At 65.5% G+C, this 26,233-nt stretch carries 26 protein-coding genes; 4 read left to right on the forward strand and 22 right to left on the reverse strand.

The features are described 5' to 3' along the window. Positions 1–48 precede the first annotated feature (48 nt). From I6E04_RS03025 to I6E04_RS03035, 3 genes are all read right to left on the reverse strand, one after another. Positions 49–267 carry a type II toxin-antitoxin system RelB/DinJ family antitoxin gene (locus tag I6E04_RS03025; RefSeq protein WP_235421696.1) on the reverse strand — a complete coding sequence of 73 codons (219 nt, stop codon included), beginning with the start codon at positions 265–267 and terminating at the stop codon, positions 49–51. Between the two features lie 235 nt (positions 268–502). Next, on the reverse strand, positions 503–2,368 hold the full coding sequence (locus I6E04_RS03030; protein WP_235421697.1) for a DEAD/DEAH box helicase: 1,866 nt from the start codon (positions 2,366–2,368) through the stop codon (positions 503–505). Between the two features lie 328 nt (positions 2,369–2,696). Beyond that, positions 2,697–2,954, reverse strand: coding sequence for a DNA-binding protein (locus I6E04_RS03035; protein ID WP_235421698.1), 258 nt, complete (start codon positions 2,952–2,954; stop codon positions 2,697–2,699). A 183-nt stretch (positions 2,955–3,137) separates the two neighbouring features. Here I6E04_RS03035 and I6E04_RS03040 point away from each other — a divergent pair, with 183 nt between their 5' ends. The 4 genes from I6E04_RS03040 (at position 3,138) to I6E04_RS03055 (ending at position 6,748) form a co-directional block, all read left to right on the forward strand. Further along, positions 3,138–5,468, forward strand: coding sequence for a heavy metal translocating P-type ATPase (locus I6E04_RS03040; RefSeq protein WP_235421699.1), 2,331 nt, complete (start codon positions 3,138–3,140; stop codon positions 5,466–5,468). A gap of 94 nt (positions 5,469–5,562) precedes the next feature. Continuing rightward, positions 5,563–5,784 carry a heavy-metal-associated domain-containing protein gene (locus tag I6E04_RS03045; protein ID WP_235421700.1) on the forward strand — a complete coding sequence of 74 codons (222 nt, stop codon included), beginning with the start codon at positions 5,563–5,565 and terminating at the stop codon, positions 5,782–5,784. Between the two features lie 5 nt (positions 5,785–5,789). Next, a complete protein-coding gene (locus I6E04_RS03050) occupies positions 5,790–6,062 on the forward strand; it encodes a metal-sensing transcriptional repressor (RefSeq protein ID WP_235421701.1) in 273 nt (90 codons plus the stop codon). 230 nt (positions 6,063–6,292) lie between these two features. Beyond that, positions 6,293–6,748 carry a zinc ribbon domain-containing protein gene (locus I6E04_RS03055; protein WP_235421702.1) on the forward strand — a complete coding sequence of 152 codons (456 nt, stop codon included), beginning with the start codon at positions 6,293–6,295 and terminating at the stop codon, positions 6,746–6,748. 419 nt (positions 6,749–7,167) lie between these two features. On the opposite strand, the gene I6E04_RS03060 is transcribed toward I6E04_RS03055, so the two are convergent. The 19 genes from I6E04_RS03060 to I6E04_RS03150 form a co-directional block, all read right to left on the reverse strand. Beyond that, a complete protein-coding gene (locus I6E04_RS03060) occupies positions 7,168–8,004 on the reverse strand; it encodes a PHP domain-containing protein (protein WP_235421703.1) in 837 nt (278 codons plus the stop codon). A gap of 109 nt (positions 8,005–8,113) precedes the next feature. Then, a complete protein-coding gene (locus I6E04_RS03065; protein ID WP_235421704.1) occupies positions 8,114–9,097 on the reverse strand; it encodes a hypothetical protein in 984 nt (327 codons plus the stop codon). Positions 9,098–9,172: 75 nt separating this feature from the next. Next, entirely contained in the window at positions 9,173–10,216 is a 1,044-nt protein-coding gene (locus I6E04_RS03070; RefSeq protein WP_235421705.1) for an ABC transporter ATP-binding protein, read from the reverse strand. A gap of 4 nt (positions 10,217–10,220) precedes the next feature. Beyond that, positions 10,221–11,045 carry an ABC transporter permease gene (locus tag I6E04_RS03075; protein WP_235421706.1) on the reverse strand — a complete coding sequence of 275 codons (825 nt, stop codon included), beginning with the start codon at positions 11,043–11,045 and terminating at the stop codon, positions 10,221–10,223. Beyond that, a complete protein-coding gene (locus I6E04_RS03080; protein WP_235421707.1) occupies positions 11,042–11,932 on the reverse strand; it encodes an ABC transporter permease in 891 nt (296 codons plus the stop codon). Before I6E04_RS03080 ends, I6E04_RS03075 begins: the two co-directional genes overlap by 4 nt. Before the next feature lie 88 nt (positions 11,933–12,020). Beyond that, positions 12,021–13,166, reverse strand: coding sequence for an ABC transporter substrate-binding protein (locus tag I6E04_RS03085; RefSeq protein WP_235421708.1), 1,146 nt, complete (start codon positions 13,164–13,166; stop codon positions 12,021–12,023). Positions 13,167–13,541: 375 nt separating this feature from the next. Further along, positions 13,542–14,231: a Bax inhibitor-1 family protein gene (locus I6E04_RS03090; protein ID WP_235421709.1), complete on the reverse strand. Its 690-nt coding sequence runs from the start codon at positions 14,229–14,231 to the stop codon at positions 13,542–13,544. Between the two features lie 189 nt (positions 14,232–14,420). Beyond that, a complete protein-coding gene (locus I6E04_RS03095) occupies positions 14,421–14,561 on the reverse strand; it encodes a rubredoxin-like domain-containing protein (RefSeq protein ID WP_066834651.1) in 141 nt (46 codons plus the stop codon). 138 nt (positions 14,562–14,699) lie between these two features. After that, positions 14,700–15,203 (reverse strand): flavin reductase family protein, encoded by a 504-nt coding sequence (locus I6E04_RS03100; RefSeq protein WP_235421710.1) that lies wholly within the window; start codon positions 15,201–15,203, stop codon positions 14,700–14,702. A 93-nt stretch (positions 15,204–15,296) separates the two neighbouring features. Beyond that, positions 15,297–16,196, reverse strand: coding sequence for an ankyrin repeat domain-containing protein (locus tag I6E04_RS03105; RefSeq protein WP_235421711.1), 900 nt, complete (start codon positions 16,194–16,196; stop codon positions 15,297–15,299). A gap of 22 nt (positions 16,197–16,218) precedes the next feature. After that, positions 16,219–16,689: an SsrA-binding protein SmpB gene (gene smpB, locus I6E04_RS03110; protein WP_235421712.1), complete on the reverse strand. Its 471-nt coding sequence runs from the start codon at positions 16,687–16,689 to the stop codon at positions 16,219–16,221. Next, positions 16,682–17,578 carry a hypothetical protein gene (locus tag I6E04_RS03115; protein WP_235421713.1) on the reverse strand — a complete coding sequence of 299 codons (897 nt, stop codon included), beginning with the start codon at positions 17,576–17,578 and terminating at the stop codon, positions 16,682–16,684. The genes smpB and I6E04_RS03115 overlap by 8 nt, the downstream gene beginning before the upstream one ends. A gap of 28 nt (positions 17,579–17,606) precedes the next feature. Further along, a complete protein-coding gene (locus I6E04_RS03120; protein WP_235421714.1) occupies positions 17,607–19,715 on the reverse strand; it encodes a ribonuclease R family protein in 2,109 nt (702 codons plus the stop codon). 513 nt (positions 19,716–20,228) lie between these two features. Continuing rightward, entirely contained in the window at positions 20,229–21,176 is a 948-nt protein-coding gene (gene ftsX, locus I6E04_RS03125) for a permease-like cell division protein FtsX (protein WP_235421715.1), read from the reverse strand. Next, positions 21,166–22,323: a cell division ATP-binding protein FtsE gene (gene ftsE, locus I6E04_RS03130; RefSeq protein WP_235421716.1), complete on the reverse strand. Its 1,158-nt coding sequence runs from the start codon at positions 22,321–22,323 to the stop codon at positions 21,166–21,168. Before ftsE ends, ftsX begins: the two co-directional genes overlap by 11 nt. A gap of 223 nt (positions 22,324–22,546) precedes the next feature. Next, positions 22,547–22,798 (reverse strand): helix-turn-helix domain-containing protein, encoded by a 252-nt coding sequence (locus I6E04_RS03135; protein WP_235421717.1) that lies wholly within the window; start codon positions 22,796–22,798, stop codon positions 22,547–22,549. 11 nt (positions 22,799–22,809) lie between these two features. Beyond that, positions 22,810–23,337: a hypothetical protein gene (locus tag I6E04_RS03140; RefSeq protein ID WP_235421718.1), complete on the reverse strand. Its 528-nt coding sequence runs from the start codon at positions 23,335–23,337 to the stop codon at positions 22,810–22,812. Between the two features lie 106 nt (positions 23,338–23,443). Continuing rightward, positions 23,444–24,679, reverse strand: coding sequence for a radical SAM/SPASM domain-containing protein (locus I6E04_RS03145; protein ID WP_235421719.1), 1,236 nt, complete (start codon positions 24,677–24,679; stop codon positions 23,444–23,446). Positions 24,680–24,868: 189 nt separating this feature from the next. Next, entirely contained in the window at positions 24,869–26,227 is a 1,359-nt protein-coding gene (locus I6E04_RS03150; protein ID WP_235421720.1) for a hypothetical protein, read from the reverse strand. Positions 26,228–26,233 lie beyond the last annotated feature (6 nt).

The raw sequence follows: 26,233 nt of genomic DNA on the forward strand, positions 1-26,233 counted from the left end.
CATCTGAAGGATGCCGACCTGTATCCATCGGCTCCCGATCGAATCCGCTCATGACATCACCTCGGAGGAAGTATCCCCCGAGACCGGCTCCCCAAACACACCTCGAGCGGAGATGTCGAACGGAAACGTCCCGCATCGGTTGAATGCGGCGATGAACATGCGGATGGCGTTGGAGGGCGTCGTGCCCACCTGTCGGGTCGCCGCCGCGAAGGCTGCCTTCTCCTCGGGCAGGACCTTCGCGACGACCGGGGTCATACGCTCTGCCATGACGTTAGGTCCTTACTGGTCGGTTGCTACTGCGTGTACCGCACGCGCGGTGCAGCATGGTGCGATGGTGCTTCGGTGGTATTACTTGGTATTCCGATATTATACCCCGCACCAAACTATAGCAAAGGCGCCCTCCCTATCGGGCGCTTCAACGAAAAATGGGGGCCGAAGCCCCCATTCGTCACCGTGAACGGCTCATGGCCGCACGCGACATCTGCCGCGTGCCGGATGTCGCTTAGCGCTTGCCACCGCGATCGCCCGGACGGCGGGTGGAACGGCCACGACCGGCCGACCCGTAGCTCGCGCGGTTGTCGCGACCACCGGAGCGACCTCCGCGCGAGCCCGCATGGGCGGCACGGCGGGCGCGTCCGGTCGGCTCATCGTAGTTGCGCCATGCATCGCGACCGGAACGCTCGCCGCGCTCGGCGGCGCGCTCATCGCCCGCGCGGGCGACACGATCGGCACGCGCCGACCGCTCCTCGCCGCGACCCGCTTTGCCGCGATGGGCGCGGGCGCCGTCACGGCCGGAGCGCTCCTGGTGGCGACCATGCACGACGGGGTCGCCGAACCGCTCGGCACGACGCTCGGCGCGGTTCTTGGGACGGGCATCCTGCTGGGCGGCAGCGGAGGCGGAACCCTGCGCGGACGGCTCGTCCGCGCGCACGCGGGCGCCACCCGGACGCTTGCGGGAAGACGGACGCGATGCGCCGCCCTCCTCCGCCGCCGCGCGCGCCGCGTCGCGGGCGGCGCGGCGCTCGATATCGCGCTGGCGCGGAGCGCGCTGACGGGGCTCGCGTTCACGCTTCTTGGCGGCCTTGGAACGCTGGTTGCGGCGCTTCTTGGCCTTCTTGGACGACACGTGCTCAGCCGGCACGCGGTCGGGATCGACCTCGGGCGCGCCCTCGCCGGTGCGGATATCGCCGGCATCGTAGAGGTCGACGGTCTTGCCCATCAGCGCCTCGATATCGAAGAACTCCGCCACGTCCTCGGTCGTGACGAACGTGAGTGACCAGCCCTCCTCGCCGGCACGGCCGGTGCGGCCGATGCGGTGGATGTAATCGGTCGGCTCCTCGGGCACGTCGAAGTTCACCACGTAGCGCACGTCGGTGATGTCGATGCCGCGGGCGAGCACGTCGGTCGCCACGAGCACCTGCACCTTGCCCTCGCGGAACTCCTGCAGGGCGCGCTCGCGCTGCGCCTGGCTGCGGTCGCCGTGGATCGTGCCGCACGTCAGCCCGGCGCGTGCCAGCCTGCGGGCGCAGGTGTCGGCGCGGCGCTTGGTGCGCACGAACACGATGACGTGCTCGGGCCCCTCCTTCTTGAGCACCGCGGTGAGCGCAGCGTTCTTCGCATCGCGCGAGACCGGCAGCACGTACTGCTCGACCGTATCGGCGGTCGAAGTGACCGGTGCGATCTCGACACGCACCGGATCGCGGACCAGGTCGGTGATGGCGCCCACACGCGACTCGTCGAGCGTCGCCGAGAACAACAGCGTCTGGCGTTCATCGCGGCACGCGTCGACGATGCGACGCACCTGGGGCAGAAAGCCCATGTCGAGCATGCGGTCGGCCTCGTCGAGCACGAGCACGCTCACCTCGTCGAGGTTGGCGGACTCCTGGTCGATCAGATCCACGAGACGGCCCGGCGTGGCGACGAGGATGTCGCAACCGCGGGCGAGCGCCTGCTTTTGCGGGACATAGCCCACGCCGCCCACCACGGTGACGGCGACGTGGCCCGTGCGCGCGGCGACGGCGCGGCAGACCTCCTCGATCTGCTGGGCAAGCTCGCGCGTCGGCGTGATCACGAGCATCGAGGGGCCACGGCCCTTCGCGGGGTTGCGCCGACGACGGCCGCGCTCGCCCTTCTTGACGGGCGGCACCACGTGCGGCAGGCGATCCATGGTGGGCAGCAAAAACGCCGCGGTCTTGCCGGTGCCGGTCTGCGCCGCGGCGAGCAGGTCGCGGCCGGCGAGCACCTCGGGGATGGCGGCCGCCTGCACGGGCGTGGGCGACTCGTAGCCCATGTCCGCCACGGCGGCGAGAACCGTCTCGGACAAGCCGAGATCGGCGAAGGTCGAAACAAGCTGTTCGGTTGTAGCCATAAATGCACAGTCCATTCCATACGGCGCATCGCGATGGCACGCCGCGTTCGAAGCATCGATCGGGTTGCAAAGGGGCGGTTCGCGCAGGATCTACGGTATTCACACGCGATGGAGCAGGTTCCGCCGCGGACCAGTATACGGACGCAACCGATAAACCCTATGGGAATGGCGTGGACACACCCGAACACCACGAAATCGCGGGCATCCCGGCGCTACGGGGTGAGATCGGACGACTGGTTTGCGACAAGTTTGAACCCGGCCCCTTCTTGTCACCCGACAAGTTGGCCCCTTCTTGTCACCCGACAAGTTTGTACCTGGCACCATCTTGTCAGGAGACGCGCTCCACGAGCTTGGGGCTGGCGAACCAGTCCACGTGCCCGCACGTCGCGCAGATGAGCGTCACCGCCGAGTCGCCCGCCCACTCGAGGCCTATGAACGAGCCCGCACGCCCGTCGAGCAGTGCGGAACTCTCGAAGAAGCGATGACTGCCGCAGTGCGGGCATGTCACCGCATGACCGGCGACCGCGTAGCGCTCTCCGGACTCGTCGCCGTTCAGCGCCTTGGAGAATTCGGAGAAGAACCCCATGGGCCACCTTCCTTCCGTCGCGCGAGCAGTTGTCCCGCTTATACCCGATGCCGCGACAAGATGGTGCCAGGTACAAACTTGTCGCGACAAGTTTGTACCTGGCACCATCTTGTCGCGTTCGTTACTTGACACCCCCTGGGGGTGGGGGTACTCTGCAAGCAGCAACGAAGGAAAGGAGCCACCATGGCTCATGAAAAGTTCGATGTCGGCGGCATGACCTGCGCCGCATGCCAAGCGCATGTGGACAAGGCCGTCTGCAGCCTCCCCGGCGTGACGGACGTCTCGGTGAACCTGCTCTCCGGGTCCATGACGGTGGACTACGACGAGACTCGGCTGAGCGCCGATGACATCTGCGCCGCCGTGGACCGCGCCGGCTATTCGGCCGCCCCGGTCGCCGAGGCCTCCAGCGGCGGTGCCGTGCAGGCGGGCCCGGGTGCCGCTCACCACGAGTCCCCCACCAAGAAGCTCGAGGCGGCTGCCGACGCCATGAAGACGCGCCTGGTCGTCTCGATCGTCTTTCTCATCCCCCTGTTCTACATCGGCATGGGCCACATGCTGGGCTGGCCGCTGCCGAGCGTCTTCACCGACCATATCCACGCCATGACGCTCGCGCTCACCATGTTCATGCTCCTGCTGCCCATCCTGTACATGAACCGCGCGTACTTCATCAACGGCTTCAAATCGCTCGTCCACCGGGCGCCCACCATGGACGCCCTCATCGCCATCGGCGCCGCGGCGAGCGTGGCGTGGTCGGTCTACGCCATGTTCGTCATGGCCGACCAGCTCGCCTACGGCGATGTGCACGGCGCGGCGGCCACGGCCATGGACAACCTGTACCTGGAGAGCGCCGGCACCATCCTCACCCTCGTGACCGTGGGCAAGTACCTGGAGACCCGTTCCAAATCCAAGACGGGATCGGCCATCGAGGCGCTCATCGACCTCGCGCCCAAGACGGCGACCGTCGTCGCGGCGGACGGCAGCGAGCAGACGGTGGATGTGGACGCCATCCAGGTCGGGCAGACCGTGCGGGTGCGCCCCGGCGAGTCGATACCGGTCGACGGCATCGTACTCGACGGCACCTCCGCCATCGACGAGAGCGCGCTCACCGGCGAGTCGATCCCGCAGGAGAAGAACCCCGGCGACACCGTGCACGCCGCGACCATCAACCGCACCGGCTCGTTCACCTTCCGCGCCACGCGCGTGGGCGCCGACACGAGCCTCGCCAAGATCATCCAGCTCGTGGAGGACGCCAACGCGACCAAGGCGCCCATCTCGCGCCTGGCGGACAAGGTCGCCGGCATCTTCGTCCCCGTCGTGCTGCTCATCGCGCTCGTCACGTTCATCGTCTGGATGGTCGTGGCCGCCGACGTCAACGAGGCGCTCACCGCCGGCGTCGCCGTCGTGGTCATCAGCTGCCCGTGCGCGCTCGGACTTGCCACGCCGGTCGCCATCATGGTGGGCACCGGCAAGGGCGCCGAGATGGGCGTGCTGTTCAAGAGCGCCGAGGCGCTCGAGACCCTGCACGGCGTCGACACCGTCGTGCTCGACAAGACGGGCACGGTCACGCAGGGACGCCCCGCCGTGACCGACATCCTGCCCGCGACGCGCGCCGACGGCCGCACCCTGAGCGAGAAGCAGCTGCTCAAGCTCGCCGCGGCGCTCGAGAAGTCGAGCGAGCACCCCCTTGCCGAGGCCATCATGACCGCCGCCGACGAGCGTGGCATCGTCGCGCGCCCCGTCGCCGACTTCGCCGCCATCCCCGGGCGCGGCGTGACCGCGCGCGAGGGCGACAACCCCATCGCCGCCGGCAACGCGCAACTCATGGCGGAGCTCGGCATCGATATCGATCGCGTACAGCTCGAGGCGTTCGCCCGCGACGGCAAGACGCCGCTGTTCTTTGCCAAAAACGGCGAGCTCGTCGGCACGATCGCCGTCGCCGACGAGGTCAAGCCGACGAGCAAGGCCGCCATCGAGGCGCTCGGACGCCTCGGCGTGCGCGCCGTCATGCTCACCGGCGACAACCGCACGACCGCAGACGCCATCGCACGGCGCGTGGGACTTGCGGACGTCATCGCCGACGTGATGCCCGCCGATAAGGAGCGCCACGTCCGCGAGCTGCAGGATTCCGGCCATACGGTCGCCATGGTCGGCGACGGCATCAACGACTCCCCCGCGCTGGCACGCGCCGACGTCGGGCTGGCGATCGGCGCCGGCGCCGACGTGGCCAAGGAGGGCGCCGACGTCGTGCTCATGCACAGCGACCTGCTCGACGTCGCCCGTGCGATCGAGCTGTCGCGCGCGGTGATCCGCAATATCAAGCAAGACCTGTTCTGGGCCCTATTCTACAACAGCCTGGGCATCCCCCTTGCCGCCGGCGTGCTGTACCCGGTGCTCGGCTGGCAGCTCTCGCCCATGTTCGGCGCGGCCGCCATGAGCCTGTCGAGCGTGTGCGTGGTGAGCAACGCCCTGCGCCTGCGGGGGTTTCTCCCCAAGATCGCGGATATGGGACAATAGGGCAGGCGCGGTTTCGCACGATTTAGCCGAAACAGCCTGATCCCGCACACCATACGATGGGCGTCATAGACGCCATCGAGGAAGGAGACCGACCATGAACTACACGATCAAGACCGAGGGCCTGCACTGCGGCCACTGCGACGCCGCCGTGGAAAGCGCGCTGCTCAGCGTCGCCGGCGTGACCGACGCCGACGCCGATCACGAGGTGAACGTCGTGACCGTCGAGTGCGACGACACCGTGACCGAGCAGCAGCTCACCGACGCCGTCGAGGGCGCCGGCGACAGCTTCAAGGTCATCGAGATCAAGGCGGCGTAACCGCCATGATGGCCGACCACGACCGCATCACGCGCCTGCTCAAGACGGCGCGCGGGCAGATCGACGGCATCTTGCGCATGGTGGACGAGGACCGCTACTGCATCGACATCTCCACGCAGCTCATGGCCACCGAATCGCTCCTCGCGCGCATCAACGCCGACGTGCTCAAGGCGCATGTCGAGGGCTGCGTGCGCACGGCGATGGAGACGGGCGACGAGGCGGAGAAGGACGCCAAGCTCGCCGAAGTCGAGATGATCATCGAAAAGCTCGCGAAGTGACGCTCCGCTCGGGGATGCCCCGCGCTTAGCCCGACCGCACAGCCCCTACCGCATGACAACAGCCGCCCCGCGCACGCCCGATCACGGCGTGCGCGGGGCGGCTGCCCGCGGTTCGGGTTGAACCTTTTTCTGAGATTGTATGCTTCATGCGCCCCTCCACGCGAAACGGCGCCGAAAACGAGTAAAATGCTGCCTGTTCGACCGACTGTCACGAAACGAGGCCTTTGCCCATGAACGATTTCATGAACGGACGCCGCGGCGTCGACGAGCTCACCACCACGCTGGGTGGCGCGAGCATGATCCTCGCCCTCATCGGGTCCATCTTCTCCATCTCCTGGCTCGGCTGGATCGCGCTGATCCTCGTGGTCATCGCGCTGCTTCGCGCGTTCTCCTCCAATATCGAGGCCCGTGAGCGCGAAAACGAGATGTTCCGCGATCTGCTCGCCAAGACGCCGTTCGGTAACGGCATGCCCGGCACCTCGCACGCCCAGGGCCCTGCCGGCAACCCCGGTGCCGGCGATTTCGACCGCAAGAAGCGCACGGCGCAGACCATGTGGGAGAACCGCAAGACCACGATGTACTTCAAGTGCAAGAACTGCGGCCAGCTCCTGTCGGTGCCCCGCGGCAAGGGTCGCATCCGCGTCACCTGCCCCAAGTGCGGTACCAAGGTCGAGAAGCGCTCCTAACGCGCTCCTTGCAGCCACTCAAACGACCGTTTTGGCGGGCACCTTCGGGTGCCCGCTTTTTATTCATGAGCTCGCTGATAATATGCATGTTTTCGGCATCGAAACGAGCGGTCGATTGTTCGTCCGTCCGGAGTGCGCCAAAAACGAAGTGTTACTAGTTAAAATCCATGCAGCGCGGAGGGCGACTCGCCCTTTCGAGATTTCTCACAAGCACCGAAAGGGGCAATGAGACCGAAATCCGCGGTCTCAAAACGACACTTCCAGACATATGGGCCATAACTGACATGCATAAATCAAAAGCGCGCCGTATTTCAACTAGTAACTGCTCGATTTTGTAACCGCACCGAAACCCCAAGCGCTTGGCGGCCCCAAGGCGCATAGGCAAAAGCCCGATAGCACCCGTTATGACGGAAAATCGCCTAGACGATCGGCATGGCCTCCCACGACCCGTCGGAGCGGGGCACCTCCACGCTGCGATAACCCACGCGCGCGGCGTGATCGTACGCTTGGGCGATCCCATCGCACATATCCTGCGGCGCATGGGCATCGGAACCAACGGTGATGGGCACCCCCGCACGGAAGAAGCGCTCGAGCAGACCTTGGGCCGGGTAGTAGTCCCCCACCCCCTTGCGCCATCCTGCGGTCGAGAGCTCGACCCGCTTGCCGGTATCGTGCGCGCACGCGGCCATCTCGTCCCACAGCGGACGCAGGTCGATCGTCGGCGCGAAGCCCTCGTTGGCAAAGCGCATCGCCAGGTCGGGATGGGCCATGGTGTCGAACAGGTCGCACGCGCAGGCGCGACACCACGTGGCGGCGTAGCGACACCACACCTCGTCGGGCCCGAGCTCCCGCCAGATGCGCCGGTCGCTCGCGTCGTCGATCCACGCGCCGCCATCGACCGGACCCAACCAGTGCACGCTACCCAAACGGACCTGCGCGCCCGCGCTCCAGCGCCGGATGTTCTCCTCGCAGCCCTCGTACCAGTCGCATTCGAACCCGTAGATGTACTCGAGCTCGGGATGCGCGGAGGCCGCCTCGTCGAAGGCGGCGCGGTGCGCAGCGAGCTCGTCCTCGACCACCTGCACCTCACCGGCAGGATCCATGATGTGCGGCAATGTGAGATGGTCCGTGGCGACCATCACCGCGCACCCCGCCGCCACGGCAGCGGCGGCGTTCTCCGCAAACGTGCCGACGCCGTCGGAAAACCGCGTATGCGTATGGGTGTCGACGATGGAACGGGCAGGTAGCGAGCGCATCATGGAAACCTCGATTCAGCAAAGCGTGCGCGCCGCGACGGGACGCCGGGCCACGGCGCCCCGTCCCTGCGCGCGATATCGCATCCCAACGATTGTACCGTGCAGCGAGCTACCGAAGCGCACAGGTCCAGGCGGTCTTACCGGACGCATCGGTACACTCAAGCCGGACGTAGGTCTCGTGGCCCGACAGCCTGAACTCGACGTGCTCGAGCGCATCCCCGTCCGGTGCGATCACGGTGCGGTTCCCGCCGATGGGACCGCCCGCCACCATGGTCACCCGCTCGCACGGACTGCAATCGACCCACAAGGTACCCTTACGGATGCCGAACCCCTGGATCTCAGGCCCGCTGGACGAATAGTACTCCCCCGCCATCAAAGCGCGCACGACCGCATCGCGCGTGAGCGACTCCGCACACACGACGACCCAGCCCCCGAACACGTCGTCGAACGCGGTGACGTGATGACTGTCATCGGAGGCGACGCCGCCCACCGCGACGCCGCGACGCAACAGCAGGTCCCAGTACACGGTATCCGCTCCGTCACCGCCCTCGTTCACGGTGTCGTAATTGAACACCTCGATACCGAAGATGCCGTCGAGACCCAAGATGTCCTCGGGTTCGATCCGGCTCCAGATGGGGTGGTTGTACATCACGGCACAGCCGCGACGCGCCAGCTCGTCACGCAGTGTGCGCGCGACGGACAGCCCGTCCCAGCTGCCATGGTAGACAAGGGGCTCCAAGCGCTCCATATGCTCGAAGCGCGCCGGTGCGGTGGCGACCATCTCATCGGTTCCCAGGATACCGTGCATGTGATGGCAACGCATCCGGGCGTGCCGGTCACAGGAATCATCGGCGAACAGATACGCGGACGCCTCGATGCCGGGCAGCAGGATGAAATCCTCGTCATCGAATTCGCTCGAAAGATCGGTGAACACATCGTGCTCGGACAGACACAGGAACTGGTAGCCATGTGTCCGGAAATCGGCGACCACCTCGGCGGGCGTCAGGCGTCCGTCCGAGATGGTGGAGTGGGCATGCAGGTTGCCCCGGTAGCGGCCGGTACCCGCGGGCAGGCCGACCTGATCGCTGATCATAATCGCTCCTTGTCGGTGAGCGCCCGCCGGGACGCAACCGTCCCGGCGGGCGCGGAGGATACGGACACCCGACGGCTACGCGGCCGTCCGCGCGAACGCCGCCTCCACGGGAATGTGCAGGCAATCGTGCTTGGGAATCGCGACGAAGACGCGCTCGCCATCGTCGAACAGATGGAAGCTGCGGAACAGCGTGTCGACACGGAACTCCACACCCGACGCCTCGAGCGTGTAGCGCAAGACGTTGCCGCGCGGCACGTTGCGCACCACGGTCGCCTCGACGACATAGGCCGCGTCGTCGGCCAACGGATCGGCGGAGACACCGATCGTCTCGGGACGGATCGCCACGACGTGCCCGTCATCGGCCGCCTCGCCCGTAAGCGCGCGGAACTCATCTGCGCGAAGGATGTTGTAGCTGCCGATGAAGCTCGCCGCGAACTCCGACACCGGATTCGTGTAGACCTGCACCGGACTGCCCGCCTGCTCGATGCGACCGGCGTGGAACAGCTGGATCACGTCGGACATGACCATGGCCTCGTCCTGGTCGTGGGTGACGAAGATCGTCGTGAGCCCCAGCTCCTGCTGGATCTCGCGGATGCGGCTCTGCAGGGCGCGGCGCAGCTTGGCGTCGATGGCCGACAGCGGCTCGTCGAGCAGCAGGACATCGGGCTCGGTCACGATCGAGCGTGCGAGCGCGGCTCGCTGCTGCTGGCCGCCGGACAGGCTCGCCGGGTAGGAGCGCTCCTTGCCGGTGAGCTCGACCATCGCGATGGCCTCGGCGACCTTCTTCTCAATGACGTCGGGCGCCACTTTCTGCATCTTGAGGCCGAAGGCGATATTCTGCTCCACCGTCATGTTGGGGAACAGGCTGTACTGCTGGAAGACCATGCCGATGTTGCGCTTGGACGCCGGCACGTCGGTGATGTCGCGTCCGTTGAGGATGATCTGACCCTCGCTGACCTGCTCCAGACCGGACAGGCAGCGCAGCAGCGTGGACTTACCGCAGCCGGACGGGCCGAGCAGCGTCACCAGATCGCCCTTCTCGATACCGAAATCGATATGGTCGAGGACGGTGTTGTCGCCGAAGCGCTTCACCACGTTCTTGAACTCGATGTAGGACATCGCATTACTCCTTCTCGGTTTTCCGTGCGCTGCTCTGCAGCTTGAGGACCAAGGCGGTCACCGCGCCCACCACCAGGAAGATGACGACGACGATGGCGCTCGAAAGGCCGCTCGATTTATCCATGTTGGCCTGCAGGAACACCTGGATGTTCTGGTAGTTGGTGCCCGCGATGTTGTTGGCGAGCACGAAGTCGCCGAAGACGATGCTTTCGGCCAGCAGGCTCGACACGAGGATGCCCGAAACGATGTTGGGCAGGACCACCTGCACGTAGGCGCGAAAGCGTCCGCAGCCGAGCATCTCGGCCGCCTGGATGAGCATCTCCGCGTCGATGGCGTTGAGCGCGTTGCGGATGCCCTGGTAGATATAGGGCAGCACGAGGATGGTGTAGGCGCCGAACAGCATCACCATGCGGTTGGACAGGATCGTGCCCGTACCCGTGTACAGCGAGATGATACCGATCGACAAGATCACGCCTTGCAGCGCGTAGGGGATCATGCACACGAACTGCATGACGCTGCCGAGCTTGCGGTTGATCGCGACGACCGCGTACATCGCGAGCAACAGCAGCACGATCGTGATGATGACGCTCACCAGGCACAGCACGAGCGTGCGGCCGATGGAGGCCCAGAAGGTCGCGTTGCTGAACAGCTCGATGTAGTTGCGCAGCGTGAACCCGGAGGGCAGGATGTCGGTCCATTCCACGAACAGCGAGTAGATGAACGTGATGGCAAACGGGAGCAGCAGGTACAGGCCTACGACGGCAAGGAAGATCTTGGCGCCGAGCGAGGTCTTCCCACCGCGCGGCGCGCTTTTGGCATGGGCACTCATACGATCTCACGACCTTTCGCGGCACGCTTGGTGAAGTGGTTGTTGACGAGGGTGCACGCGACCATGAGCAAGATGAGCACGACGGCAAGAGCGCTACCCGTCGCGGCGTCCACCTGGACGTCGCCTTTGAACTTCGAGGTGATCTGCAAGGGCAGCAGGGCGAAGTTGTTCATGACGAGCGCGTAGGCGGTCGCATAGGCCGCCAGCGCGTTGGAGAACAGCACTGACAGCGTGCCCAGGATGGACGGCATGAGGTTCGGGATGACGATCTTGAACCAGTAATCGACCGAGCTCGCCTTGAGTATGGTCGCCGCCTCGCGCCACTCCTTGCGGATACCGGAAAACGCGGGCAGAAGCAGCAGGGTCGCCAGCGGGATCTGGAAATAGATGTACAGGATCACGAGACCCTGGCTGCCGTACAGATCGAAGTCGGCCAAAAACGGAATGCCCCAGGTGCGCCCCATGATGGTGAGCACACCGGAATTGCCCATGAGCACCATGAAGGCGAAGGCGAGCGGCACGCCGGAGAAGTTCGACATCATGTTGAGGATGAGGGTGAAGACGCCCCGCACGCGCTCGCTCGACTCGTAGGCGAAGCGCGCGGCGAGAAACGCCACCACGATGCCGACGATAGCCGACAGCAAGCTGATCCAGACACTGTTCCAGATGGATTGCTGGTACAGCGGCGTCGTGAAGATCTTGATGAAGTTCTCGAAGCCGAGTGCGCCGGATTCCTTACCGATCAGGCTGTCGATCAAGATCTGTGCCAAGGGTAGCAGCTCGTAGGCGATGACCACGAGCGCGAACGGGATGAGTGCGGCGTATCCGAGCCACGTGCGGCGCATCGGCGCCTTGGCCAGGGAGCCCGCGGAGGAAGGTGTCGCCATATTCGACCTCCTTTGCAAACAAGACGCCGTGACGCGGGGCAGCTGGCGCAGCCGCTCCGCGTCACGGATCAGAAGGGGTTTCGGGTGATTAGCCGATCATCGGGATGATGTTCTCCTGGTACCAGGTGATGAGCTCCTCGCACACGCCGGTCCACTTGTCGTTGTCGACATCTACGACGTTGTCGCCGTAGGCGCTATCGTCAAGATGGAGCGCCTTGACGTCCTCGGGCAGCTCGACGTCGCGAATCGGGGTCGCGAAACCGCGGGCGAGGTTGATCTGGCCCTCGTCGGACAGGATGTACTCGCGAGCCAGGCACGCGGCGGCCGGATGCGGCGCGTACTTGTTGATGATGGTGCAGTAACCCGAGCGCACGCTGGCATCCTGCGGAATGGTCACCGTAAAGGAGGCGTCCGGATTGTTCTCGAGGATCTGGGCGCGATAGTTCATGGTGTTGTAGTCCCAGTGCAGGGCGACCGCGATCTCGCCGCTCTCGAGGCGCGCGATGGAAGGGTCGCCGGTGTCGAGACGGCCGGCCTCGGCGAGCTGGGTCAGGAAGTCATAGGCGGGCTGCATGTCGTCGATGCCACCGCCCAGCGCATACGCGGCGGCGAGCACGGCATACTGCGAAGAGGCGCCGGCGACGACATCGCCGATGGTCACCTTGTAGTCGCCGTCGAGGATGTCCTGGTAGCTCGTAGGCGCGCTGGGAACCTGCTCGTCGTTGGCGATGAAGGACATGGTGCCGTAGTACCCGACCACCCAGTCGCCGTCATCGTCCTTGGCCCAGTCGGGAATCTCATCCCAGTAGCTGGTCTTGTACTTGAGGGTGACGCCCTCCTCCTCGGCGGTCGGACCCCACTGCTGACCCACGTCGCCGATGTCCTTGGTGCCGTCGGTGCCCTCCTGCTTGAACATGGCGATCTCCTCGGCGGAGGACATGTCCTGATCGGTGTGGGCGATACCGTACTCGGCCTCGAGATCCTCCCAGGTCTCGATCCAGTTGGCCCAGGTGTCGGGCATGCCGACGGAGTTGACCTCGCCCTCCTCCTGAGCCTGCGCGATGATCTCGTCGAGCGACATGCTGTTGTAGTCGACTTCCTCCACGGCCTCGCCGCCCTCGCTGCAGCCCGTCAGGCCGATGCTCGCCGTGGCGGCCAGCCCGGCGGCACCCGCCAGCATCGCAAAGAACTGCCTACGCGACATACCGCGCTCGATCGCCGCGCGAACAACCATGTTCCTATCCATGGATGCTCTCCAATCTCCTCTTCGTGGAAAACCGTTTGCGCGGCGGGAAAACCCCTTCGACTCGATGGGGTGCCCGAGCTAGACGTCGTACTCGGAAAACACGCCGCGCGCAAAACCTCGGCCACTATACCGAGCCGATTGGGCGCCCAGGCGCGGCGGCCCTCATCCCTTGCAGGCGCTTGACGGATTTTGCGAAAGCGCTTACATCCCGTCCGCGCCTCTTGATGTATCCGATACGAAGCGCTTACGAACGCGGCTTGGGAGCGTTGCGTGCCGCCATGAAAAAGGCCCTCGCATCACCCGGATGCAAGGGCATTCGCACGTCCGCGCGCAAGCGCGGGCGGATCTTCGTGATATGGGAGCCTAGCGGTTGTCGCTCACGATGTTCAGCAGGCGGATGAACACGTTCACGATGTCCAAGAACAGGTTGCACGCCATGAACACCGCATTGGGTACCGTGGGTGCCACTGTCGTCGCCACATACATGTCATAGCCGATGAAACCGCAGAACACCACGATCACCGCGATGTCCAGCCATGTCTGGTCCACGCCCAAGAACATCATGACGAACTGCACGACGATGAGCGCGAGCAGGCTGATGCTGAGCACGCCCGCGATGCGCTGGAACACCTGCGGGAACGCCAGGCCGAGCGCACCGAACACGGCGGTGATGCCCGCCGTGGCGATAAACGCCGTGTTGATGGTCGGCAGGCTGTAGTTCATGAGGACCATGGACAGCATAAGCCCGAACGTGCAGATGAACAGCGCGAAGCCAATGAGCGAGCGCACGACGGACTGGCGCTTGACCGCGCTGCTCATGAGCACGATGCCGGCGATGGTGCCGACGATCGAGCCGAGCATGTACAGCAAGACGTTATGCGACATCCACATGAGGAACGCCGGTGTCGAGACGATGTTGACACCCAGGCTCATCACGCAGAAGCCCAGAAAGATCAGGCCGGCGATGATAAGGTTATACAGACGCGGGCTGATGGGACGCGCGGCGTGCTCCTCCGCCCTGATCGGGGAGATGTCCCGTTGGATCTCGTTCATATCGATCCCTTTCACTCGAAGGTTTCCATATTGTACCCATGCGCAAGGACCCCGCAGGCACGAGCCGGATCTTTTTACCGCCTCGGCATCATATATGGATGGAGCGCCGACCCTTACGGCGAGCGGGCCTCGCGCGCGATTGCGCGCGAGGCCCGCTCGGATAGACATGATCGGCTCAGTCGGAGTCGGCTACTCCTCGACGAGCTCAAACTGGTCGGGACCGACGCCGCAAACAGGGCAGACGTAATCCTCGGGTAGCTCGGGCGTGTCGACCTCGACCTCGTAGCCGCACACGACGCACACGAACTTATACTTCTTCTCGTCAGCCATGATGACATCCTTTCGTAGGCGATGAACGTATGGCTAGTATATCCGGTTCGCGTGAAATCTAACCGACGATTCCGTCAACGATGATTCTTCGCAATCAGGACATATTCTCAATATAAAGAGAAACCGTCCTTTTGGACGCTACCCCTGATAGCTGGATGCCTTGGGCGGGGTCTTTCCCTTGAGCGTCGAGTGGTAATAGCCGTAGGTGAGCGGCTCTTCGTCCGAGAGCCGCCGGGCATCGACCACATCGCCGATGAACAACAGATGTGTGCCCACGTCCACCGTCTCCACCACGCGGCATGCGAACAGCGCGCAGACATGCTCCGGCGAATACGGGCTTCCCACCGCCGAGGTCTCGCAGCCGTACTTGTCGAACTTGTCGAAATTCGCGCTCGTGCGAAACCCGAAGTTGCCGATATAGGGCATATCCGCCGTCTTGTCGATCGCCGTCACCGTGAACGCACCGGCGCGCGCGATCACGCCCGTCGTGACGTTGTCCTTGTGCACGGCGACCATAAGCCGCGGCGGCTCCGCGGTCACCTGCGTGGCGGTGTTGATGACGCAACCCGCACGCTGGCCGTCCGCCTCGGCGGAGACGACATACAGCCCGTAGCTCATCGAGAAGAACGCGGTCATATCCATGGGAGTCCCTTCCTCAAAATGAATACTGATGCCCTTATACCCGCTCACCGCAGGCAACGCGGGGCGCGCAGGGTCGCAATCCCCCACCGAGCTTTAGGATGCGAGCTTGACTCGATACGTCGAGATCGCCTCAAGGGCTTCATTCTCAGGAAGGCCGGTCAGCTGCAGGTCGGCGACGTACGCCTCGAAGATCGACAGCGCCGTGTCCTCCTCCACGCTCGCAACGCCCGGATCCGCTCCCCACGCAAGCAGCTGGTCGATAGCGTCCTCCGTCTGCTCGAGACAGGCCGCCTCGTCCCCGTCGTAGGCATCCCAATAGCCCTCGAACGCGCCGGCGCACGCCCACATGAGGGGCGTCCAGCCGGTGTCCTCATCCTGAACGTTGATGTCCGCACCGCGCTCGACCAGCGCCTGCACGGTCTCGAGTTCGGCGTTGCCCTCCTCGCACACCCATAGCAGCGGATACTGGGTGCGGTAGGCATCGCCCGAGATATCGGTGCGGGAGAGCGGCGCGTTCACGTCGATGGGATACCCGAGCTTATCGAGCTCGTCGAGCAGCGGCCCCACGCATCGCGCGGAGCGGTACTCGAAGGCGAGCGCGAGCAGGTTCTCGGGCGTGTCGCCCTGCGCATCGTCGAAGGCGAACGTGGTCGCCTCCAAACAGCGTGCGAGCTCGTCGGGATTATCGTGCCGCACCGCCTCGCATGCGTCGTTGTAGCTGGCCGTGGTGTACTCCACCGCAAACGGCACGATGACCTGCGTGAGCGAGATGGCGAGCACGGGGATGCTGATGGCGTACAGCACGATGGGGATGGCGATGAGCGCACCGAGCTTCTTGCCAGCAGCGCGCCTGCGGGGCGTGCGCACGGCGAAGACGATCGTCAGGATGACCGCCACGAGGAACAGTCCGAGAGCGCCCAGAAAGGCGATGAGAAACGCAGCGCCCATCGCGAGCAGCGCTCCCAGCAAGACGAGAACCGAGCAACCTCCCATGGGTCCCCACGCCCATCGGTGCCTATCGGCCGCGCTGCTTGAGGGCGCGGTCGATCTCGCGCTGCACGTCGCGTTTGGCCATGTCCTCACGCTTATCGTAGAGCTTCTTGCCGCGGCCGAGACCCAAGGTGAGCTTCACGCGGCCGTTGTCGTCGAAGTACAGCTCGAGCGGCACGAGCGCGTAACCGCGGTTGCGCAGCTTGGCATCGAGGTAATCGATCTGCTTGCGATGGAGCAGCAGCTTGCGCCGACGGTCCGGATCGCGGTTGAAGATCGAACCATGGCTGTAGGGATGGATGTGCACGCCCACCAGCCAGCACTCGCCGCCGCGGATGAGCGCGAAGGTGTCGGTGATCTGACAGGCGCGCTCACGCAGGCTGCGGACCTCGGTGCCGGCGAGCACCACGCCGCACTCGAAGGTCTCCTCGATGAAGTACTCGTGGTGCGCCGAGCGGTTCTTGGCGATGGTCTTGCGCTCCTTGCGGCTAGGCATGGTCGACCTCCCCCGCTTCGGGCGCAGCACCGGCATCGTCGGCGCGCTCGGCCGCGAGCTCTGCATCGGATTCGCGGATGAGCTTGACGAGCGCCCGGCACGCCTCGTCGCCGATCAGACCGCGCGCGCGGACCGTCAGCTGCGTCGCCTCGTTGCGGTCCCCCGCCGCGGCGGCATCCGAGGCGCACATGAGCAGGCAGATCGCGATCTCGGCCGACGGATTGGCGTCGACGCCCTGCGTCGCGAGCTCGGCGAGGGCCTCCTCGTCGGTGGCCTCGGCCGCCTCGGCGCGCTCGGCCACCATGCGCTCGACGAGGGCCTCCACGCGCGCATCCTGCGGCGCCAGACGCTGCGCCACACGAGCACAGCCGGACGCGGCGAGGGCGTTGTGCGCGTCGAGGAAGAATTCGCCCAGGTTCGCATAGGCGCGCGCCGCCGAGCGCGCATCGCTCGCGCGCTCGATGACCGAATGGCTGAGCGCGGCCCACTCCTGCGTGTCGTCCAGCGCGCGGAACAGCTCCGCCAAATCCAGGCGATAGGCGCAGTTCATGGGGTTCCAGCGCACGGCCTGCGAGAGCGCGTTGCGCGCGCTCACGTAATCCTGCTGGCAGATATAGGCGAAGGCGAGCGCGGCATACAGGCGGTCGAACGGAGCGTCGAGCTGCACGAGCGTGCGCGGGTCGCGCTCGATACGGCGATAGGCCAGACGCTCGAACGCGTCGGCAAAGCTGAAGTACTGCACCTCATCGGTGGTCTTGCACTCCGCGTCGATATATTCCTCGGCAAGCTCCACGAGGCGCTCCAGCAGCGGTGTCGCCTGAGCGAGGTCGCCAGCCGCCAGATACGCCTCGGCCTGCGCGATATCCATCTCTGAAACAGGTAGGTCCACGGTTCCTCCCAAACGTTCGTCAGGACCATCAGTGTAGCGCACGGCGCACGTGGATGAGCTCGAAATCGACGTGCCCGCGAATCGGATTGGCGCCCACGACCTCGACGATGACGCGCGTCCCCAGCGTGAGCGCGCGCCCCGACGACGTCCCGGTCAGCTGGAAGCGCTCCTCATCGAGGTCCCACCACTCGTCGCCGCCGAGCGCGGACAGGCGGATCAACCCCTCCGCGCCGGTGTCGTCCAGGCGCACGAACGCCCCCATCGCGTCGATCCACGACACGCTTCCGCTCAAGCGCTCGCCGATGCGCGACGCATAGTACTGGGCGACCTTCACCTTCTGCGAGGCATGCGCCGCCGCATCGGCCGTCCGCTCAGCCGCGCTCGACTGCCGACACAGCTGGGGAAGCACGCGCACGAGCGCCTGATCCCCGTTGCCCACGAGCTCGGAGGCGCGGTCCCGCGACGCCGCCGCACCCAACCGGTCGCGCGCAAGCTGCCACTTGAGCACACGGTGCACGAGCAGGTCGGGGTAACGTCGGATGGGGCTGGTAAAGTGGCAGTACGCCGGCGCGCCCAGGGCATAGTGCCCCAGGTTGTGCGGACGGTAGACCGCCCGTTGCATCGCGCGCAGCAGCACCGCGTTCACCAACGGGGCAAAGCCCGTCTCGCGGCTGGATGCGACCGCGCGCTCGATCGCCGCAGGATCGCCGGCGCGAATACCGGCTGCCGTCTCGCGGTCGATCGCACCGATGCCGGCGAGCGTCTTGGCGGCATCGGAGAGCTCATCGGCAGATGGCGCCTCGTGCACGCGGTACGCCGCCTCGAGGCCGCGATCGGACAGCCAGCCGGCGACGCACTCGTTCGCGAGGAGCATGGCCTCCTCCACGAGCGACGTCGCCCGCGTACGCTCACGCTTGACGATACGGCACGGCATGCCATCCTCGTCGAGCAGGGCATGGATCTCGACGGTCTCGAAATCGATCGCCCCGCGCGCATGACGGATCTCGCGCCGTCTGCCTGCGAGCTCGTCGGCATCGCGCAGAAACGCCGCGAGGTCGACCCCGCACCGCGCGGCATCCGCGCACATACCGCGTGCCCGTTCGAGCGCCGCGGCACGGTCCGGCGACAGCACGTCCGTCGTGCCGTCGGCCCCGTCGAGCAAGGCATCTGCCGCCTCGTAATCCATGCGCACACGGGACCTGATCACACTCGGATACGGCGTGAAGCCGCGGACCCTACCGCGTCGGTCGAGCTCGATGTCCACCGTGAACGCCAAGCGTTCCTCGCCGGGTACGAGCGAGCACAGATCGCACGACAGCTCCTCGGGCAGCATGGGCAGCACGCGATCGGCCAGGTAGACCGAGGTGGCACGCCGCCGCGCCTCGAGGTCCACATGCGACTCCCACGGCACGTACGCGGACACGTCGGCGATATGCACGCCGAGCTTCCATCCACCCTGCGCCGTGCGCTCGACCGAGATCGCATCATCGAAATCGCGCGCGTCGATCGGATCGATCGTCAGCAGAAAACGGTCGCGGATGTCGCGCCGCAGCGGATCGGCAAGCGCCGCATCCACGTCCAGCGTGCGGGCGCGCGCCTCGTCGACGGCCGCCTGCGGATAGCCGTCCGCCAGGTCGTAGCGCGCCATCACGCACTGGATGCCCAGATCGGGCGCATCGGCACCGCCGATGCGGCGCTCGATCGTCACGACACCCGACTCGTAGCGCGTAGGATAGCTCACGATGCGCGCACTCACCACGTCACCGGGCTCGACGCCGTGATCGGCCGCCGACCGGTCTCGCGGCAAGACGAAGAAATCCTGGCGGATGCGGGTATCGAGTGGACGGATGACGCCCAACGGGCCGGCGATATCGTAGGTTCCGACCAACACGTCGGTCACGCGCACCTCGGTGCTCTCGACGACGGCGCGCATCTGGCCGCCGGGCCCGCGATGCAAACTGACCGTCACGGTATCGCCGTTCATCGCCTCGCGCACGCCGCGCTGCGTGAGACGGAACATACCCTCGGCGGTCTCGACGTAGGCGCCGGCATCCGTGATGCGCACGGTCCCGGTAAGGCGCCCCGTATGCCGGGAGCGCGTCGGACGGCGCGAGGCGCCTTTCCGCTTACGTCCCATGTCGTCTCCCCTCTTCATGTCTGTGTACGTATACCCACTGCAGGCTAGCCGCACGCCGGAATGCCCGCTCGCCCAGCTGCCGAGGGCTGTCGGATCTGCAAAACCCCTGCCCGTCGGCACATCGTTGACGCGAATCCGAAGCAAAGCGAACTCCTGCGGCTGCCGTGCGGGCGAACGCGTCGGCTGCACGTCGGTGAACGTCCCATGCGTACCGCCAACTTGCTAAATTTGCACTTTTCGGGGGTTTCGATCGCCGGTGTAGTTCGACGATATGTTTTGCTTTGCGTTCTAGACTTTCTATTTCGTCAGATTTCCAGCATGTCGCCAAAGCAGTCGCGAAACCCCCGAAAAGTGCAAATTGAGCAAGTTGCCCGACGCCACGGCGCTCAGACAAGGGTGGGACCGGCGCCCCGACGTCGCATTCCGTAGCGATACCCGACCGATCCCGACAAAAAAGCGCCGAGCCGCCCGCGAGGACGACCCGGCGCATCGAATCGCGTTACGCGAACGGCGTTAGACCTTGAGGTAGCGACCCATGGCGATCGCGGAGCCGAACAGGCCGATCACGATGCCGACGAGCACGAGCGCGCCGTAGGTGATGAGGTACATCTCGATCGGCAGGTTGAACGAGATGAACGACACGGCGTTCTGCAGCGCGGGGATGCCGAAGTTGCGGATCAGCTCCAGCACGCCGATGGCGAGCAGGGCGCCGAGCAGCGACTGGATGACGCCCTCGGTGATGAACGGCCCACGGATGAAGCTGTTCGAGGCGCCCACGAGACGCATGATGCCGATCTCGCGACGACGCGCGGTGATGGACAGACGGATCGTGTTGTTGATGAAGATGAACGCGATGAAGGTGAGCAGGCCCACGAGCACCACGGCGGCGATGCGGATGTAGGTGGTCACCTGGAACAGGCGGCCGACCTCCTCCCGGCCGTACAGGACGCTCGCGTTCACGTCGGCGTCGACGTTGTCCTCATCGGGATCCTCGTCGTCGACGATCTGACGGAAGTCCGCATCCTCCTTGATGCGCTCGGCGGTCGACTGGACCTGCGAGGGATCCTCCATCTCGATCACGAAGGAACGAGGCAGCGGGTTCTCGCCGTCGAGGGCGGCCAGCGTAGCATCGGCGTTGTTGGAGATGTTGCCGGTGTAGTCGGCGAGCGCGTCCTCCTTGGTCTTGAAGTCGACGCTCTTGACGTTCTCCCAGCTCTCGAGCTTGGTGCGGAACGCCTCGACCTGCTCGTCGGTGGCATCGTCGGAGATGAAGGCGTTGATCGTCACCTGCTGCTCCACCGTGCCGATCACGGAGTTCACGAACGCGGAACCCATGATGAACAGGCCGATGATGAACAGGGACAGAAAGATCGTGATGACCGCGCCGAGCGAGGTGCCCAGGTTGCGGACGAAATGGCTGCCCGCCTCGCGCAGCGAATATCCAAAGTTACTAGGCGCCATAGCTGCCGTAACCTCCCCTCTCCTGGTCGCGAACGACATGGCCGGCCTCGAGCGCGATGACGCGGCGATGCATGGAGTCGACCATCTCGCGATCGTGCGTGGCGACGACGACCGTCGTACCGGTGCGGTTGATGCGCTCGAGCAGCTTCATGATGCCCAGCGAGATCGCCGGGTCGAGGTTGCCCGTGGGCTCGTCGCAGATGAGCAGCGGCGGACGGTTGACCATCGCGCGCGCCACGGCGACGCGCTGCTGCTCGCCGCCGGAGAGCTGATCGGGATAGGAATCCATCTGATCGGCCAGACCGACCAGACGGAGCACCTCGGGAACCTGGCTGCGGATGACCGCGCGGGGCTTGCCGATGCACTCGAGCGCGAAGGCGACGTTCTCATACGCCGTCTTGTTGGGCAGCAGCTTGAAATCCTGGAACACGGTACCGATCTGACGACGCAGGAACGGGACCTTGCGGTTCTTGATGCGCATGAGGTCCTGACCGGCGACCAGCACACGGCCGGACGTGGGCTTGACGTCGCGCACCATCGTCGACAGCAGCGTGGTCTTACCGGAGCCGGAGTGACCGACCAGGAAGACGAACTCACCGGGATAGATCTCGATGTTCACGTCGTCGAGGGCGGGCTTGTTCGGCTGCGCCGCGTAGATCTTGGTGAGGTGCTCCATGAGGATGACGGGCTCCACGCCCGCCTCGCGCGCCATCTTCTTGCGCGACTCACCGACCGGCGCGAACACCGACGTGAAGTCGGGGCTCTGCAGCGCGGTGTCGACATCGGCGATCTGGCGCTGCTCGGACAGATCGGTCGAGGCGACCGCCGGGCCGGCCTGCGTCATGAACACACCCGTCGAGACGGGCGCCGGAGGCTGATCGGGCGAGGGGATGTTCGCCAAGGGCATACCGCCCGCCGGTGCGGGGGCGGGTGCCGCCAGCGGATCGGCCGTCTGGGACGCCGCCATCTGCTCGGGTGCCGGATTGTAGGCGAAAGGATCCGCTACGGGCTGCGCCGTGGGCGCTGATGCCTGCGAGAACAGGTCTTCGCCATCGGTTGAAGCGACGTGGCCGGGAACGTACTGCCCGCCCGTCGTCGCCTGAGGCGTCGCCTGCTCGTCACCGGGCTTACGGAAGTGGTTACCCACTATAAGCTCCTTCGTGTCGTGCGTTTGAACTACATATACGTCGCTATTCTATCAGGGAATCGTTCCATGCACAGAGTTTGCATGCATATCCACGATTTCGAACACCCTATACATAGAGCCGCGACACGGGACGCGGCGCGGCGGCCACCGGGCCGTCGCGCCGCGCGCATGCGATATCGGGTGGATACGCGACCGCACGGATCGCGGTATCGTGGATACGGAGCTAGTCCTCTTCCCCGGGAAGCGAGCCGAACGCCTCGACGTACTCGTCGTCATCCATCCAGTCGATGATGTCGCCGGGCTTGCAGTGCAACGCCTCGCACATGGCGGTCAGCGTGGAAAAACGGATGCCCTTCAGGCGACCGGTCTTGATTCGGGAAACGTTGACGGGCGAGATGCCGATCTTCTCGGCAAGCTCGAGGGAGGACATCTTACGGTCGGCCATCATACGGTCGAGTCTCATGACAATCGGCATTGCAACCACCTTCACACGATGCTGCTGGAATCTTGCTTCAACATTCTACCGTACTCGAAAACTCCCGCAAGCGCGAAAAACATCGCAGAAAACATTAAGAGTCGTAAATCGAGCTCCGGGCGGACGTCAGCGGGCTGGAACCAGGCGAACATGCTGGTAGGCGGCGCGTACTCGATATGCAGCAAACCGAACACGACCAGAAACGCATGAAGGTACCCCAGCACGATCAGCCGCTCGCTTTGGCGCCTGGAGAAGATCTCGGATCTGATCGCGATCGACCAGATGAACAGATCGAAATTCCAGGCGATCGCGACGTTGGCGACGATCTCGACGGCGCAGAGCAGCAGATAGGCGATCTCGCCATGCGAGATGCCGGATTGTGCGAGCGCCGGAAGCATCGTCAGCATACCCAACGTCACCAAGCCGGTACCCACGGCTATCACGACGCAGATGAGCTTGATCGCCAAAACGACGAGGAGCTTTTGGCGCGGCCTGGGCGCCACCGCATCCTCATGGACGGCTTCACGCAGCGTGGTCACGGTTCCGTATCCTCCTCCCCGATCCGATTACAGTCCGACCAGCAGCCCGAAGATCTCGACGCACAGGGAACGGGAATCGGTATTGGCATCGATCGCGAACAACATGTCAATCTTCCTTTCCGGTTGGGCACGTCGACGCCACCGCGTCGACGGCGATGTCCAGGGCCCGGTCGTAGTAGGCGCAGTACGGATCCATACCGTCCACCCGACCGGCGGCGAGGTAAGCGCGCGCCCGACAACCACCTCCACACAGATAGCGCTTACCGCAGGCAGAACAGGTCCCCAACGCGTCGACCGCCGGCAGATCGAACGCGGAAAGGGCGCAGGAGATATCGTCGATGGGGTCGTGGAATATGTCGGCGAGCCTGAAGGGAGGCATGTGGAGCATGTGGCACGGATACAGCGATCCATCCGCCGCCACGCTCACGCCCGTCCTGCCCGCGCCGCACGACCGACAGGCCGCCAGCGCGCGGCGCGCCGAAGGCTCCGCGTCGGCGTCGTGTGCGGACAGCCCCGCCGAAGCCAGGACCTCCGCCAACCCGGTCAGACACGTCCGGTCGGGCATAAGGTCGCCGAGCACCTCGGGAGATCCGCTGAGCAGGCTGAAGCCCACGCTCGCACCCAGTTCGCGCCCAAGCCGGAGATAGTCCGGGATATCGCCGACGTTGCGCGCGTGCACCGTCGGCAGGATGCGGGCGGCGATACCGGCGTCGCGAACGGTCGCGACCGCCTTCACGAGCGCATCGAAGCGCTGGTCGCCGCGAAGATGCGCACGGGCGGCGCGTCCGGTCCCGTCGAACGAGACGGCGACCGTGTCCACGAGCCCGGCAAGCGGCTCCACGCGATCGGGCGTGCACAGGGTCCCATTGGTGAGCACGCTCACCGAATCCATACCCGCCCTGCAGGCCGCGCGGGCGATATCGGCGAGGTCGTCGCGCAGGAAGGGCTCACCGCCCGAGACCACCAGCCGGGTGACGCCGAGCCGCGCCAACACGTCGAGTGCGCGTTCGAGCGAGGCGAGGGCGGGATCGGCGTCGCGGTTGCGCCCCGCGTCGTTCGAATAACAGCCGATACAGGACAGGTTGCACCTGTTCGTGACATGCACGTACGCCGACGCGAGACGGGGCTGCCGCGGTTCGTCGAAAAAGCCCCGGCCATCCAGATACGCCACGAGCTCGGCACAGGAGTCCGAAACCTCCTCGCGAGACACGTCGCGCACCGCCAGCGCGTCCGCGAGCGCTGCACCCTCCGCCGTCAGGCCCACGATCGTCCCGGTGCCGGTGTCGGCCGCAACCGGGATGCCGCCCATATCGAAGCGCACGATATCCCTGTTGAACCGCATGGTGCATCACCCCTCGTCGTTCCCGCTTCGCGTGGGCCCATTATCCGACGCCCTCAGGACAGGGGTGACCGATACAGTTTACGTTTGAAGAAAAACTTGCGATATTTCGTAGAGGCCGGATTGCGTTAATCCATGCTCGAGGATGGGCATGGCACGGAAATCCGGGGCCATCCGCGCGATGGCACTCGATCAGGCGTCCGCACGGACCAGCGTACCCGAGATCTGCATCGTCTCGTCGCTGGAGGGCCCGAACAAAAACGGCGGCTCGGTGTAGTCGACCGACATCGAGACCACGAGGCTGCCGTCCAACCCGAGCGCGCCCTCGATGGAGGCGGACCCCGTGCCACCCGAGCTCGTCCCCGTGCCGCTGAACGTGTACGCCAGACCGTCCACCTGCCGATACGCCGCCGTCGCATCGGTCGGCTCCGCCGCCGTGAGCGTGCACTGCAACGTACCGCTCACCGGTGAGCTGCCGAAACCCGGCGTCGATGCGCGGTACTCGATGGCAAACGAGCCGCTCGTCGCATCGAAGCCGAGCACGCGGAACGATGTGATCTGCGAAAGGCCGCTATCCTGCGCCTCATAGACCCCCTGGAAGCGATCCGCATCGTAGGAGGTGGCGAGCTCGGCGTCCCCTTCGGAGCGCGTCCACGCCGTGCCGTCGAACGCGTACGTGTACGACGTGCTCACCGTGGTCACGCCGAACCACAGGTCGTAGGCCCGCTCGGCGGTATAGGTACACCGCTGGTCGGCGGCGTCGAAGCTCGGATCGAAACCCTGCGGGAAATCCGGGTCCTCGGTCACGCCCGCGATGGCACGCGTGGTGGCAGAGGACGCGATGATCGCCCCGGACCAGCCGGAATCCGTCGCAGGGGCGTTTTCCAGCTCGGAATAGCGCGTCTTGTCCGCGGAACGGGCGACCTTGAGGGTCGCCTTCGCCTCGCTGGAAAAGCTCTCGTTCTCGAGATGCGCGGTGACGTCGACCAGCGTCGAGCCGTCATCGTCTGCCTGCGAGGAGACGATCTGCACGTCGGACAGACGATACGGGGCGGCCTCGACGTAGTCGTCGGAGGCGAAGCCCGCCATGAACTCCGCATCGGCCTCGAGGATCTGCTGGACGGCCGTATCACTTACCTGCGACAGGTGCGCGATGCCCCACCACGCCGCGATGGCGATGAGCACGACCGCCGCGAGCCCGGCCGCGACGGCGACGGCGCGGCGACGGCGCGAGGGGGCGGGAGAAGCGACGGCATCGTCGCCGGCTCGCTGCCCGTCGGCTGTCGAGGCATCGGCCTGCTGCACGGCGGCGCGGATCGCGGCGGGAAGCTCCTGCGTGCCGCCGGAACGCGTCGCCTCGGTGAGCATGGCGGTCGTCGCCGCGGGGATGAGCAGCGTCTCCATCGCCTGGTCGCGCTCGTGCATATCCTGGGTGGCGACGGCCGCCGCCTCGCAGGCGTCCGCGAACTCCGGCGTCCCCGTCGACGGGAGCACCCGCGTCGGCGCGCTGTCGGGCGTATCGAATCCGTTGTCGTGCTGCGTATCGCTCATCTACGA

Source organism: Collinsella tanakaei, from assembly GCF_021531055.1.
GTDB lineage: Bacteria > Actinomycetota > Coriobacteriia > Coriobacteriales > Coriobacteriaceae > Collinsella > Collinsella tanakaei_B.

Bases quoted from the DNA above. Each gene is read 5' to 3' on its own strand.
- I6E04_RS03025 (WP_235421696.1), bottom strand. From the start codon at position 267: ATGGCAGAGCGTATGACCCCGGTCGTCGCGAAGGTCCTGCCCGAGGAG.
- I6E04_RS03030 (WP_235421697.1), bottom strand. From the start codon at position 2,368: ATGGCTACAACCGAACAGCTTGTTTCGACCTTCGCCGATCTCGGCTTG.
- I6E04_RS03035 (WP_235421698.1), bottom strand. From the start codon at position 2,954: ATGGGGTTCTTCTCCGAATTCTCCAAGGCGCTGAACGGCGACGAGTCC.
- I6E04_RS03040 (WP_235421699.1), top strand. From the start codon at position 3,138: ATGGCTCATGAAAAGTTCGATGTCGGCGGCATGACCTGCGCCGCATGC.
- I6E04_RS03045 (WP_235421700.1), top strand. From the start codon at position 5,563: ATGAACTACACGATCAAGACCGAGGGCCTGCACTGCGGCCACTGCGAC.
- I6E04_RS03050 (WP_235421701.1), top strand. From the start codon at position 5,790: ATGATGGCCGACCACGACCGCATCACGCGCCTGCTCAAGACGGCGCGC.
- I6E04_RS03055 (WP_235421702.1), top strand. From the start codon at position 6,293: ATGAACGATTTCATGAACGGACGCCGCGGCGTCGACGAGCTCACCACC.
- I6E04_RS03060 (WP_235421703.1), bottom strand. From the start codon at position 8,004: ATGCGCTCGCTACCTGCCCGTTCCATCGTCGACACCCATACGCATACG.
- I6E04_RS03065 (WP_235421704.1), bottom strand. From the start codon at position 9,097: ATGATCAGCGATCAGGTCGGCCTGCCCGCGGGTACCGGCCGCTACCGG.
- I6E04_RS03070 (WP_235421705.1), bottom strand. From the start codon at position 10,216: ATGTCCTACATCGAGTTCAAGAACGTGGTGAAGCGCTTCGGCGACAAC.
- I6E04_RS03075 (WP_235421706.1), bottom strand. From the start codon at position 11,045: ATGAGTGCCCATGCCAAAAGCGCGCCGCGCGGTGGGAAGACCTCGCTC.
- I6E04_RS03080 (WP_235421707.1), bottom strand. From the start codon at position 11,932: ATGGCGACACCTTCCTCCGCGGGCTCCCTGGCCAAGGCGCCGATGCGC.
- I6E04_RS03085 (WP_235421708.1), bottom strand. From the start codon at position 13,166: ATGGTTGTTCGCGCGGCGATCGAGCGCGGTATGTCGCGTAGGCAGTTC.
- I6E04_RS03090 (WP_235421709.1), bottom strand. From the start codon at position 14,231: ATGAACGAGATCCAACGGGACATCTCCCCGATCAGGGCGGAGGAGCAC.
- I6E04_RS03095 (WP_066834651.1), bottom strand. From the start codon at position 14,561: ATGGCTGACGAGAAGAAGTATAAGTTCGTGTGCGTCGTGTGCGGCTAC.
- I6E04_RS03100 (WP_235421710.1), bottom strand. From the start codon at position 15,203: ATGGATATGACCGCGTTCTTCTCGATGAGCTACGGGCTGTATGTCGTC.
- I6E04_RS03105 (WP_235421711.1), bottom strand. From the start codon at position 16,196: ATGGGAGGTTGCTCGGTTCTCGTCTTGCTGGGAGCGCTGCTCGCGATG.
- smpB (WP_235421712.1), bottom strand. From the start codon at position 16,689: ATGCCTAGCCGCAAGGAGCGCAAGACCATCGCCAAGAACCGCTCGGCG.
- I6E04_RS03120 (WP_235421714.1), bottom strand. From the start codon at position 19,715: ATGGGACGTAAGCGGAAAGGCGCCTCGCGCCGTCCGACGCGCTCCCGG.
- ftsX (WP_235421715.1), bottom strand. From the start codon at position 21,176: ATGGCGCCTAGTAACTTTGGATATTCGCTGCGCGAGGCGGGCAGCCAT.
- I6E04_RS03135 (WP_235421717.1), bottom strand. From the start codon at position 22,798: ATGCCGATTGTCATGAGACTCGACCGTATGATGGCCGACCGTAAGATG.
- I6E04_RS03145 (WP_235421719.1), bottom strand. From the start codon at position 24,679: ATGCGGTTCAACAGGGATATCGTGCGCTTCGATATGGGCGGCATCCCG.
- I6E04_RS03150 (WP_235421720.1), bottom strand. From the start codon at position 26,227: ATGAGCGATACGCAGCACGACAACGGATTCGATACGCCCGACAGCGCG.